The sequence below is a fragment of the Streptococcus sp. 27098_8_66 genome (assembly GCF_041431945.1).
Taxonomy (GTDB): Bacteria; Bacillota; Bacilli; order Lactobacillales; family Streptococcaceae; genus Streptococcus; species Streptococcus dentalis.
In genome coordinates this window covers 45,711-57,881 of record NZ_JAPVYS010000008.1, presented here as the reverse complement: position 1 = coordinate 57,881, position 12,171 = coordinate 45,711, and the positions used below count along the sequence as shown (strand labels likewise).

Annotated in this window: 9 protein-coding genes; 8 read left to right on the top strand and 1 reads right to left on the bottom strand. The window is 44.5% G+C overall.

Annotated features, from left to right (window positions below; all coding sequences use genetic code 11):
• Positions 1 to 8 precede the first annotated feature (8 nt).
• From leuS to glmS, 8 genes are all read left to right on the top strand, one after another.
• Positions 9 to 2,510 carry a leucine--tRNA ligase gene (leuS, locus tag O3642_RS07015; protein WP_371605666.1) on the top strand — a complete coding sequence of 834 codons (2,502 nt, stop codon included), beginning with the start codon at positions 9 to 11 and terminating at the stop codon, positions 2,508 to 2,510.
• A 310-nt stretch (positions 2,511 to 2,820) separates the two neighbouring features.
• Positions 2,821 to 3,270, top strand: a complete 450-nt coding sequence (locus O3642_RS07010) for a MarR family winged helix-turn-helix transcriptional regulator (protein ID WP_003013716.1) — start codon at positions 2,821 to 2,823, stop codon at positions 3,268 to 3,270.
• Positions 3,271 to 3,287: 17 nt separating this feature from the next.
• Positions 3,288 to 4,142 carry an SDR family oxidoreductase gene (locus tag O3642_RS07005; RefSeq protein ID WP_371605665.1) on the top strand — a complete coding sequence of 285 codons (855 nt, stop codon included), beginning with the start codon at positions 3,288 to 3,290 and terminating at the stop codon, positions 4,140 to 4,142.
• Positions 4,135 to 4,863: an ABC transporter ATP-binding protein gene (locus tag O3642_RS07000; protein ID WP_155127211.1), complete on the top strand. Its 729-nt coding sequence runs from the start codon at positions 4,135 to 4,137 to the stop codon at positions 4,861 to 4,863. The genes O3642_RS07005 and O3642_RS07000 overlap by 8 nt, the downstream gene beginning before the upstream one ends.
• Positions 4,856 to 6,376 (top strand): ABC transporter permease/substrate-binding protein, encoded by a 1,521-nt coding sequence (locus O3642_RS06995; RefSeq protein ID WP_371605664.1) that lies wholly within the window; start codon positions 4,856 to 4,858, stop codon positions 6,374 to 6,376. The genes O3642_RS07000 and O3642_RS06995 overlap by 8 nt, the downstream gene beginning before the upstream one ends.
• Positions 6,377 to 6,555: 179 nt before the next feature.
• Positions 6,556 to 7,251: a gamma-glutamyl-gamma-aminobutyrate hydrolase family protein gene (locus O3642_RS06990; protein ID WP_371605663.1), complete on the top strand. Its 696-nt coding sequence runs from the start codon at positions 6,556 to 6,558 to the stop codon at positions 7,249 to 7,251.
• 134 nt (positions 7,252 to 7,385) lie between these two features.
• Positions 7,386 to 8,771 carry a glycoside hydrolase family 1 protein gene (locus tag O3642_RS06985; protein ID WP_151379116.1) on the top strand — a complete coding sequence of 462 codons (1,386 nt, stop codon included), beginning with the start codon at positions 7,386 to 7,388 and terminating at the stop codon, positions 8,769 to 8,771.
• Between the two features lie 373 nt (positions 8,772 to 9,144).
• A complete protein-coding gene (gene glmS, locus O3642_RS06980; protein WP_371605662.1) occupies positions 9,145 to 10,953 on the top strand; it encodes a glutamine--fructose-6-phosphate transaminase (isomerizing) in 1,809 nt (602 codons plus the stop codon).
• A gap of 203 nt (positions 10,954 to 11,156) precedes the next feature.
• Here glmS and O3642_RS06975 read toward each other — a convergent pair whose 3' ends face one another.
• On the bottom strand, positions 11,157 to 12,014 hold the full coding sequence (locus O3642_RS06975; protein ID WP_003004374.1) for a 5'-nucleotidase, lipoprotein e(P4) family: 858 nt from the start codon (positions 12,012 to 12,014) through the stop codon (positions 11,157 to 11,159).
• Positions 12,015 to 12,171: the final 157 nt, after the last annotated feature.

Sequence of the window (12,171 nt, the reverse complement as noted above, 5' to 3'; positions counted from 1 at the left end):
GAGACGCTATGAGTTTTTACAATCATAAAGAAATCGAGCCTAAGTGGCAAAAATACTGGGCTGACCATCACACCTTTAAGACAGGAACAGATGCTTCAAAACCTAAGTTTTATGCATTGGACATGTTCCCTTATCCATCTGGAGCTGGTCTTCACGTAGGACACCCAGAAGGCTACACAGCAACAGATATCCTTAGCCGTTTCAAACGTGCGCAAGGTTACAATGTCCTTCACCCAATGGGATGGGATGCTTTTGGTTTGCCTGCTGAGCAATACGCTATGGATACAGGGAATGACCCAGCGGAATTCACAGCAGAAAACATCGCTAACTTCAAACGCCAAATCAATGCGCTTGGATTCTCTTATGACTGGGACCGTGAAGTCAATACGACAGATCCAAACTACTACAAGTGGACGCAATGGATCTTCACTAAGCTTTACGAAAAAGGTTTGGCTTATGAAGCTGAAGTACCAGTAAACTGGGTTGAGGAACTAGGAACAGCTATCGCTAACGAAGAAGTTCTTCCAGATGGAACCTCTGAGCGTGGTGGCTATCCAGTTGTCCGCAAACCAATGCGCCAATGGATGCTTAAAATCACTGCCTATGCGGAACGTTTGCTCAACGACTTGGATGACCTTGACTGGCCAGAGTCTATCAAGGACATGCAACGCAACTGGATTGGGAAATCAACTGGTGCCAATGTCACTTTCAAAGTAAAAGGAACAGACAAGGAATTCACAGTCTTTACCACTCGTCCAGATACTCTTTTTGGTGCAACCTTCACTGTTTTGGCTCCTGAGCATGAACTAGTAGATGCGATCACAACACCTGAACAAGCTGAGGCTGTAGCTGACTACAAACACCAAGCCAGCCTTAAATCAGACTTGGCTCGTACAGACCTTGCTAAGGAAAAAACAGGGGTTTGGACTGGTGCTTATGCGATTAACCCTGTCAATGGCAAAGAAATTCCTATCTGGATTGCGGACTATGTTCTTGCTAGCTACGGAACAGGTGCTGTTATGGCTGTACCTGCCCACGATGAGCGTGACTGGGAATTTGCTAAACAGTTTGGTCTTCCAATCGTAGAAGTCTTGGAAGGTGGAAACGTTGAAGAAGCTGCCTATACAGAAGACGGCCTTCACGTCAACTCTGACTTCTTGAACGGTCTCAACAAAGAAGAAGCGATTGCTAAAATCGTGTCTTGGCTAGAAGAAAAAGGCTTTGGTCAAGAAAAGGTTACCTATCGTCTCCGCGACTGGCTCTTTAGCCGTCAACGTTACTGGGGTGAACCAATCCCAATCATTCATTGGGAAGATGGGACTTCGACAGCTGTTCCAGAAAGTGAACTCCCACTTGTCTTGCCAGTCACCAAGGACATCCGCCCTTCAGGTACTGGTGAAAGCCCATTGGCTAACTTGACAGACTGGCTGGAAGTGACTCGTGAGGATGGTGTCAAAGGTTGTCGTGAGACCAATACGATGCCACAATGGGCCGGTTCAAGCTGGTACTACCTTCGCTATATCGATCCACACAACACTGAGAAATTGGCTGACGAGGATCTCCTCAAACAATGGTTGCCAGTCGATATCTACGTAGGTGGTGCAGAACACGCTGTGCTTCACTTGCTCTACGCTCGTTTCTGGCATAAATTCCTCTATGACCTTGGTGTTGTACCGACTAAGGAGCCATTCCAAAAACTCTTTAACCAAGGAATGATCTTGGGAACCAGCTACCGTGACCACCGTGGCGCTCTTGTGGCAACTGACAAGGTTGAAAAACGTGACGGTTCCTTCTTCCATGTGGAAACAGGAGAAGAGTTGGAGCAAGCACCAGCTAAGATGTCTAAATCCCTCAAGAATGTGGTCAACCCAGACGATGTGGTGGAACAATACGGTGCCGATACCCTTCGTGTCTATGAAATGTTCATGGGACCACTCGATGCTTCTATCGCTTGGTCTGAAGAAGGTCTGGAAGGAAGCCGTAAATTCCTTGACCGTGTTTACCGTTTGATCACAAGTAAAGAAATCGTTGCGGAAAACAATGGCGCTCTAGACAAGGTTTACAACGAAACTGTTAAGTCTGTCACTGAGCAAATCGAGTCGATGAAATTCAACACAGCCATTGCTCAACTCATGGTCTTTGTCAATGCAGCAAACAAGGAAGACAAACTCTATGTAGACTACGCCAAAGGCTTTATCCAATTGATCGCCCCATTTGCGCCTCACTTGGCAGAAGAACTCTGGCAAACAGTCGCAGCAACCGGTGGGTCTATCTCTTATGTAGCTTGGCCAACATGGGACGAAAGCAAATTGATTGAAGATGAAATTGAAATCGTCGTTCAAATCAAAGGAAAAGTCCGTGCTAAACTTATGGTCGCAAAAGACCTTTCACGCGAAGAATTGCAAGAAGTTGCTCTCTCTGACGAAAAAGTCAAAGCAGAGATTGATGGCAAAGAAATCGTGAAAGTGATTAGTGTTCCTAATAAACTCGTTAACATTGTTGTGAAATAAAAATGAATCCTTCAGAGTTCAGCTCTGGAGGATTTTTGTGAAAAGGCAAAGAGTCGGTTTGAAAATAGTTGTTGGTTGGATGCGTGATATCAAAAAAGCTTCGGTAGGAAGAAACCTACCGAAGCTTTTTAACAAATTTCATTCTGCATTACAGTGAACATATGTAAAACTCAGTGTTGTTTTACAAGGAGTTTAAATGTTTCTCTTCTTCCAAGGAAAATGTTATTTCTATATCGAAATAGTTGACAGATGTAACAGGCAGTGGTACAATGACTTTGATATTTCGATATAGAAATAAAAAGGAGACAAAATGGACAAGATGCAAGGGGGATACCAAGCTTTACAGATACGCTTATTGAACGGGCGACTTTTTCAAAAACTCTTGAGCAAGGAACCAGATGCTCAATACAGAAGTGAACAAGGGAAAATTTTAACGATTTTGTGGAAGCAAGAGTTGGGGTGCGCTACTGCGACAGATATCGCTCTTGCGACGGGTCTAGCCAATAATACATTGACCAGTATGGTTAAGAAATTGGAAGAACAAGGTTTGGTTACGATTCAACCTTGCACGCAGGATAAAAGGAAAAAATATATTTCTTTGACAGACCTTGGTTGGGCGCAAAAAGAAATCGGTGACCGTGTCAGCAAAGAACTGGGAGAGATTTTTTACCAAGGCTTTTCGGATCAAGAAATCCGAGAATTTGAAGCCTATCAAGAGCGTATTATCACAAATCTAAAAGCTAAAGAGAGTGAATTATAGTAGAGGGGAAAATGCTTATGATTGGTATGACAGGTGTAACAGGGAAATTAGGTTCTTATGTAGCTGATCTCATAGATCAGAAAGGAATTGCTTCTATCCATTTGGCAAGAAGCCCAGAGCGTGCAACAGTTTATGCGTCTGCGGAAATCCGTAGAATGTCGTATACCAATACTCCAGAGGTGGTTGAGGCCTTGAAGAGTATCGATACCTTGTTGATGGTCTCTGCTCGAGAAAATCCAGAGCGTGTCAAGGAGCACAAGGAGTTTTTAGATGCTGCAAAGCTGGCGGGGGTGCAGCATATTGTTTATACCTCCTTTTATGGGGCAGATGAGAAGGCAACGTTTACTTTGTCTCGAGATCATGCCCAGACGGAAGCCTATATCAAGGAGTTAGGATTCACCTATACTATTTTGAGAGATAATTTTTATTTGGATTTCTTGATTGATATGGCACTTGAAAATGGAGAAATTCGCGGTCCGGCTGGTAGTGGCCTGGTATCAGCTGTTGCCCGTAAGGACACATCTAGGGTTGCAGCAGAGATTCTTTTAAATCCTAAGGAGTGGGAAAATCAAACCTTGAATCTGACAGGGCCAGAGGATCTTTCCATGGAAGAAATCGTAGCGCTTCTCTCAAAAGAGACGGGTGTCGCCATCACGTATGTGGATGAATCAGTAGAAGAAGCCTATGAGTCACGGAAAAAATGGCCAGCACAAACTTGGGAGTACGATGCCTGGGTCAGCACCTATACAGCGATTAAAGCTGGGGAACAAGCTGGGGTTTCTACAGATGTCGAAAAAGTCCTAGGGCATCCAGCAAGTAGTTTATTGGATATTCTTAGAGACAGAAAACTTATTGAGGAAAAATATGATTGAATACAAACATGTAGTCTTGCGCTACACGGAAAAGGACATTTTGAAAGATGTCAATCTCCGCATTGAAAATGGAGAATTTATGGTACTAGTGGGTCCTTCGGGATCTGGAAAGACTACCATGATCAAGATGGTGAACCGTCTTTTGGAACCGACAGATGGCAATATCTATATGGATGGGAAACGCATCAAAGACTATGACGAACGGGAGTTACGTCTCAGTACCGGCTATGTCCTTCAAGCCATTGCCCTATTTCCAAACTTGACCGTTGCGGAAAATATTGCTCTCATTCCTGAGATGAAGGGCTGGAGCAAGGAGCAAATCGCTTCGAAAACAGAAGAACTCTTGGCCAAGGTGGGGCTTCCTGCTGCAGACTATGCTCATCGGTTACCAAGCGAGTTATCTGGTGGAGAGCAACAACGGATTGGCATTGTGCGAGCTATCATTGGGGAACCAAAGATTCTATTGATGGACGAACCTTTTTCGGCCTTGGATGCCATCTCCCGTAAGCAGTTGCAGACTCTTACCAAAGAATTGCACAAAGAATTCGGTATGACCACTATTTTTGTGACCCATGACACAGACGAGGCTTTGAAATTAGGCGACCGGATTGCAGTACTGCAAGAAGGAGAGATTGTACAGGTAGCGGATTCTGAGACCATTCTTGCCCAGCCAGCCAACGACTTTGTCGCAGATTTGTTTGGAGGTGCTCACCATGTCTAAACTACTTGCAACCTTTCAAGAACGCTTTGGGGACTGGCTCGCTGCACTGGGGCAACATTTGCAACTGTCATTACTGACCTTGCTCCTTGCGATTTTTCTAGCTGTTCCTCTAGCTATTTATTTGAGTATCCACAAAAGAACAAGCAACTGGGTCTTACAGCTAGCTGGGATCTTCCAGACCATTCCTTCCATGGCTCTTTTGGGCCTCTTCATTCCTATTATGGGAATCGGGACGCTCCCGGCCTTAACAGCTCTTGTCATCTATGCCATTTTCCCCATCCTTCAAAATACCATCACTGGTTTACAAGGGATTGATCCAAGCTTGGAAGAAGCTGGAATCGCCTTTGGGATGACCAAGTGGGAGCGACTCAAGAAGTTTGAGATTCCCTTGGCTATGCCTGTCATCATGTCTGGGATTCGCACGGCAGCAGTGATGATTATCGGGACAGCTACTCTAGCTGCCTTGATTGGAGCAGGGGGACTCGGTTCCTTTATCCTTCTGGGGATTGACCGCAATAATGCGAGTCTGATTTTGATCGGTGCCCTATCTTCTGCCTTCTTAGCCATCGCCTTTAACCTTCTTCTTAAATGGATGGAAAAGGCCAAATTGCGGACCATCTTTGCTGCCTTTGCTGTCATGGTCCTGGGATTAGGATCTTCTTATACACCAAGTCTTCTTTCAAAACCAGAAAAAGAAAACCTGGTCATTGCTGGGAAGTTAGGACCAGAACCCGAAATTCTAGCTAATATGTATAAGATCTTGATCGAAGAAAATACAGATATGACAGTGACCGTCAAGCCGAATTTTGGAAAGACTACTTTCCTCTATGAAGCCCTGAAAAAAGGGGATATCGCTATCTATCCAGAGTTTACAGGTACGGTGACCGAAAGTCTCCTCAAGCCAGCACCACAAGTCGGTCATGATCCAGAAGCAGTCTACAAAGCTGCTCGAGATGGGATCAAGCGACAAGACGACCTAGCCTTGCTCAAACCTATGGCTTATCAAAATACCTATGCTGTTGCAGTCCCTAAGAAGATTGCCCAAGAGTATGAACTCAAGACTATTTCAGATTTGAAAAAGGTGGAAGGACAACTCAAGGCAGGCTTTACGCTCGAGTTTAACGACCGAGAAGACGGAAACAAGGGCTTGCAGAAGGTCTATGGTCTTCATCTACAAGTCTCAACGATGGAGCCAGCTCTTCGCTACCAGGCGATCCAGTCTGGTGATATCCAGATAACAGATGCCTACTCAACGGATGCTGAACTTGCTCGTTATGACCTGGTGGTCCTTGAAGATGACAAGCAACTTTTTCCACCTTATCAAGGGGCTCCCCTCATGAAAGAAGCTCTTCTTAAGAAACATCCCGAATTAGAAGCTGTTCTCAATAAGTTGGCGGGTAAAATTACGGAAGCCCAGATGAGCCAGATGAACTACCAAGTCGGAGTAGAAGGCAAGCCTGCTGCTAAAGTAGCGCGTGACTTTTTGGTAAAAGAAGGGTTGATAAAAAATTAACAAACCATTCTCAAGTCTTTGCACTTGAGAATTTTTTAATAGAAAGCAATTTTATATCCTTTCAGCAAGCTTTTGGGGTAGAGGGAAAGACCTTCTCTTCAAAAAAATCTCCATTGAGTCTGGCTTGAAATTGTGTTACAATAAGCCTTGAAGATGAATGAAAGAATATGGAAATAAGTATGAAAATAAGACCAGTGATTGGAATTACAGGAAATGAAAGACCCTTCCCAGATGATCCAGACGCGAACATGAGTTATGCGGCGACTGGTTTTGTCGAAGCGGTCAAAGAGGCAGGAGGGATTCCCTTGATCTTGCCAATTGGAGATACGGCCTTGGCCAAAGACTACATATCAATGATTGATAAGCTCATCATCACCGGTGGACAAAATGTCTTGCCCAAGTTTTACGGAGAAGAAATCACCATCGACAGTGATGACTACCTCTTGAAACGCGATCTCTTTGAGTTGGCCTTGATTGAAGAAGCGCGTGCGGCTAAAAAAGCTATCTTTACCGTTTGTCGTGGGACCCAGCTCTATAATGTCGCTCTGGGGGGAACTCTGCATCAAGACATTGAACACCACTGGCAAGACAATCCAGGTCAGTACACCAGCCAAGAGTTGGTGACCAAGGATCAGACGGTCCTGCAAGAGATCTATGGTAAGACCAGTCGCATCAATTCTTTCCATCATCAAAGTATTAAAGACTTGGCAGATGGCTTAGAAGTGATCGCGCGGGATCCGAAAGATGACATCATAGAAGCCGTTCAATCCACAGATGAGATCCGTTTCCTCGGCGTTCAGTGGCATCCGGAACTGCGTTTTGATAAGAGCCCAGCAGATCGAAAACTCTTTGAATATGTCGTGAATGAATTATAAAGAGGACCAGCTCCCTTAGGAATTTTTCCTAAGGGACTTTTTCTTTAATCTGCGTAAGAAAGACTGTAAATTGTGCCTAGGTTTTGGGGGAGGATTCGCTACAATAGAGCTAGTAGAATGAGGAGGATTAGGACATGTATCAATTTCCAAAGGATTTTTTATGGGGAAGTTCGACCTCGGGCCCTCAAACGGAAGGACGTCTAGCCCAGGATGGAAAGGGAGACAATCTCTGGGATTACTGGTATAGGATCGAGCCCAACCGCTTTTATCAAGGGCAAGGACCGGACAAAACATCGACTTTTTATGAACACTGGGAAGAAGATTTGGACCTCTTGTTAGAAACTGGCCACACGGCCTTTCGGACCTCTATTCAGTGGTCACGTATTTTCCCAGAAGGACGAGGAGAGATCAATCAAGCAGGCGTTGATTTCTACCGGCGTGTCTTTGAAAAGATCAAAGAAAAAGGGATTCACCTCTTGGTCAACCTCTATCATTTTGATTTACCGATGGCTCTTCAAGAGCAAGGGGATGGTTGGGAAAATAAAGAAACCGCCTATGCTTACCAGGAATATGCGCGTTTTTGTTTCAAGACCTATGGGGATCTGGTCGATCAGTGGATCACCTTTAATGAACCCATTGTCCCTGTGGAGTTTGGTTATTTTTATGATGCCCATTTTCCTCATAAGGTAGACGCAGCAGCAGCAGTAAAAGTAGCCTACCACACCCAGTTAGCAAGCTCTCTAGCAGTGAAGGCCTGTCACGAGGTGGATCCTAATTACCGTATCGGGATTGTGCTCAATTTGACACCAGCCTATCCTCGGAGCCAGCATCCAGCAGATGTGAAAGCTGCGCGCATTGCCGAGCTCTTTCAAGCCAAATCCTTCTTAGATCCATCTGTTCTTGGTCATTATCCTGAAGAATTAGTGGAGATCCTACGGGAGCGTGATCTCTTACCAGATTATGATCCCTTTGAATTGCGCTTGATTGAGGAAAATACAGTGGATTACCTAGGGGTTAACTATTACCAACCACTCCGTGTGGCGGCTCCTCGTTATGCTCCAAATCCAGCATCTCCCCTACTCTTTGAGCAATTTTATGAACCTTATGTTATGCCAGGGCGCAAGATCAATCCCCACCGTGGTTGGGAAATCTATGAGCAAGGTCTGTATGACATTGCCCAAAATATCAAGGAAAACTATGGCAATATCGAGTGGATCCTGACCGAAAACGGGATGGGGGTTGAAGGAGAGGAAAAATTCCGAAAAGATGGAGTGATCCAAGACGACTACCGGATTGACTTTGTTAAAGATCATCTTCGTGAGCTCCACCGGGCTATTCAAGATGGTGCCAACTGTAAAGGCTATTTGATCTGGACCTTTATTGACTGCTGGTCATGGCTCAATGGCTATAAGAACCGCTATGGTTTAGTTGAGTTGGAGCTTGAAAGTCAAAAACGAACCCTCAAAAAATCCGGCCATTGGTTTAAAGAACTAAGCCAAGCCAATGGATTTAAAGACTAAATCGAGATCCGTAGCCCATCTTCAATTCGTATTGAGCCTCCTCGCATCATCATTTTAAAGCTTGGAGTCAAACAGTTCTCCAAACAGTTTGACTCTCAATTATTCCGAATGTCTGAAACCATTCTGTTTCAGGCATTTTTCTTACAGTGGAAATTTTCTTGGTTGACTTTATCTCTAATCTTAACCCTAACTTAACTAGACCAATTTTCTTGGATTTCCTAGTTGACAAACTAGAAGAAGCATTGTATACTGACTCCGCTGGTTGTTTTTTGGTCAAATTAGACTAGACCAATTTTAAAGTAACTGAGAAATCGACTATAGGTCGTTTGACTAAGTAAAGGGGAAAGTATAGCAAGGCTATATCGTAAAATCTATGTGCGGAATCGTTGGTGTTGTAGGAAATACAAATGCTACTGATATTTTGATTCAAGGACTTGAAAAACTCGAATACCGAGGCTATGACTCTGCGGGTGTTTTCCTGGCTAGTGAAGGCAAGAGCCAATTGGTAAAGGCAGTTGGCCGCATTGCAGAATTGTCGTCTAAGGCAGAAGGTGTCGAAGGGACAGCTGGGATTGGACATACCCGTTGGGCCACTCATGGAAAACCAATTGAGGACAATGCCCACCCACACCGCTCTGAAACAGGTCGCTTTGTTTTGGTCCACAATGGGGTGATTGAAAACTACCTTGAAATCAAGGAAGAATACCTAGCAGGTCACCATTTCAAGGGGCAAACAGATACAGAAATCGCAGCCCACTTGATCGGAAAATTTGCTGAAGAAGATGGCTTATCTACGCTCGAAGCCTTCAAAAAAGCCCTCCACATCATCCGTGGGGCCTATGCTTTTGCTTTGATGGATGCGGAAGATCCAAGCACCATCTATGTGGCAAAAAATAAATCACCACTCTTGATCGGTCTTGGCGATGGTTACAATATGGTCTGTTCTGATGCCATGGCCATGATTCGTGAAACCAACCAATACATGGAAATCCATGACCAAGAGTTGGTCATTGTCAAGGCTGACAGCGTTGAAGTGCAAGACTATGATGGCAACGTCAAAGAACGGGCTAGCTACACGGCTGAACTCGACCTTTCTGATATTGGAAAAGGGACTTACCCATACTACATGCTCAAGGAAATCGATGAGCAACCAACTGTCATGCGTAAGTTGATCCAAGCCTATACAGATGAATCTGGTCAAGTAGTGGTAGATCCAGCTATTATCAAGGCTGTTCAAGAAGCAGACCGCATCTATATCCTTGCGGCTGGTACCTCTTACCATGCTGGATTTGCTTCTAAGAAGATGTTGGAAGAATTGACAGATACCCCAGTAGAACTCGGTATCTCCTCTGAGTGGGGCTACGGCATGCCACTTCTCAGCAAGAAACCACTCTTCATCTTTATCAGCCAATCTGGTGAAACAGCTGATAGTCGTCAGGTATTGGTCAAAGCCAATGAAATGGGCATTCCAAGCTTGACAGTAACCAATGTTCCAGGATCAACTCTTTCACGTGAAGCAGACATGACTATGTTGCTCCATGCTGGTCCTGAAATTGCGGTAGCTTCTACTAAGGCTTATACGGCTCAAATCGCAGCTCTTGCCTTTCTGGCTAAAGCTGTTGGGGAAGCCAATGGCAATGAGAAGGCCAAAGCCTTTGATTTGGTGCACGAATTGTCTATCGTTGCCCAATCGATCGAATCAACCCTTTCAGAAAAAGAAGTGATCGACGAAAAAGTTCGTGGCTTGTTGGAAACAACCCGCAATGCTTTCTATATTGGACGTGGCCAAGATTACTATGTTGCTATGGAAGCCAGTCTGAAACTAAAAGAAATTTCTTACATCCAATGTGAAGGCTTCGCTGCGGGTGAGTTGAAACACGGTACTATCGCTCTGATCGAAGAGGGTACACCGGTTATCGCCCTCTTGTCTGATCCAGTCCTAGCCAGCCACACACGTGGAAACATCCAAGAAGTGGCAGCACGTGGGGCTCATGTCTTAACCATTGCAGAAGAAAATGTCGCTAAAGAGACAGATGATTTGGTCTTGACAGCGGTTCACCCTTACCTCTCTCCAATCTCAATGGTGGTACCAACCCAATTGATTGCCTACTTTGCAACCCTTCATCGTGGGCTCGATGTTGATAAACCACGGAACCTTGCTAAGTCTGTAACCGTTGAATAAACTTGTCTCTATAGAAAAAACGAGGCTGGGACAAAAGTCCCAGCCTCTTAATTGTTTTTGGATTGTCTAGCAAGACGCAGTGGTTGAGTGGGCTCTACTACGCTGATTTCATCAGCTTTTATAGCCCTACTCAACTGTGCGGAGGTGGGACGACGAAATCGAATTCCAACGAATTACCGATTTCTGTCCCACTCTCATTTGTTTTATTTATCAAAACCTTGCAAGGCTTTGAGGCGTTCTTCTGTTTGTCCCTTGGCATCTAGTTTTTTACCTTGGTAAACAGCAGATTCCCATGATCCGTACATTGGATTTGGGAAGATGATGAATTTTTCACCAAATTCTTTTTGCAATTCGTCCAATTTCTTGTCGCGATCAGCTTCGGATGTCTTAGAGAAGTCTGCAAAGTCGACCAGGTTGTCCCCAAAGAGCAAGACAAGATTGGTCTTTTCTTGCACAGCTTGGCGACGGCCTTCTTTTGATTTGACACCATCTTCTAAGAACATGAGGTGGTCACGTCCTTGAACCGGAATTCCCTCTTTTTCAAGATTCTTGATGGTATCATCTACTTGAGAGGTTGTACGGTCAGAAATGTAGTAGATTTGAACCCCGTTTTGATCCGCATATTGAAGGAAATCTTTGGCACCTGGCACCGCTTTTGCGGCTGCTTTTTTCACCCAAACATCCCAATCTTTAGGATTGAAGGCCGTACCATCTTTGACGTTTTGAACTTGGTAAGGGCTGTTGTCTAAAACAGTTTCGTCCAAATCCAAGACGATGGAATAAGGCTTATCAGAAGGAGTTTGGAGGATCTCTTTCAAACGGTCAGTAGCGACATTGTAGCCTTGTAAATACAAAGCCTTGGTTTCTGCTGCCTTTTGGTACCAGAGAACAGACATGGTATTTTCTTGTGAGCGCTGTTGATCATAGGTCATCGTCACCTGATTTTTAGTGCTGCTTGCTTTTGTCTCTTGCGTTTTAGTGGTGTTGCTTCCACAACTCGTCAGTAAAATGACAGAAGCAAGAGCAGAAACGATGGTAAAGGTGGTTTTTGTTGTTTTCATAAACCGTACACTCCTTAAAATTATTCTACAAAAATTATACTCCTTTCAATCTTGCCTGACAAGAAAGAGGAGAAGGGGATCCAGGGAATGGTAAAATGAATAGGAAGAAAGAAATGTTGATATGAAGGGCTTTTTCACCTCAATAGATGCCATTTTT

Bases quoted from the DNA above. Each gene is read 5' to 3' on its own strand.
- O3642_RS06995 (WP_371605664.1), top strand. From the start codon at position 4,856: ATGTCTAAACTACTTGCAACCTTTCAAGAACGCTTTGGGGACTGGCTC.
- O3642_RS06985 (WP_151379116.1), top strand. From the start codon at position 7,386: ATGTATCAATTTCCAAAGGATTTTTTATGGGGAAGTTCGACCTCGGGC.
- O3642_RS07005 (WP_371605665.1), top strand. From the start codon at position 3,288: ATGATTGGTATGACAGGTGTAACAGGGAAATTAGGTTCTTATGTAGCT.
- leuS (WP_371605666.1), top strand. From the start codon at position 9: ATGAGTTTTTACAATCATAAAGAAATCGAGCCTAAGTGGCAAAAATAC.
- glmS (WP_371605662.1), top strand. From the start codon at position 9,145: ATGTGCGGAATCGTTGGTGTTGTAGGAAATACAAATGCTACTGATATT.
- O3642_RS06975 (WP_003004374.1), bottom strand. From the start codon at position 12,014: ATGAAAACAACAAAAACCACCTTTACCATCGTTTCTGCTCTTGCTTCT.
- O3642_RS06990 (WP_371605663.1), top strand. From the start codon at position 6,556: ATGAAAATAAGACCAGTGATTGGAATTACAGGAAATGAAAGACCCTTC.
- O3642_RS07000 (WP_155127211.1), top strand. From the start codon at position 4,135: ATGATTGAATACAAACATGTAGTCTTGCGCTACACGGAAAAGGACATT.
- O3642_RS07010 (WP_003013716.1), top strand. From the start codon at position 2,821: ATGGACAAGATGCAAGGGGGATACCAAGCTTTACAGATACGCTTATTG.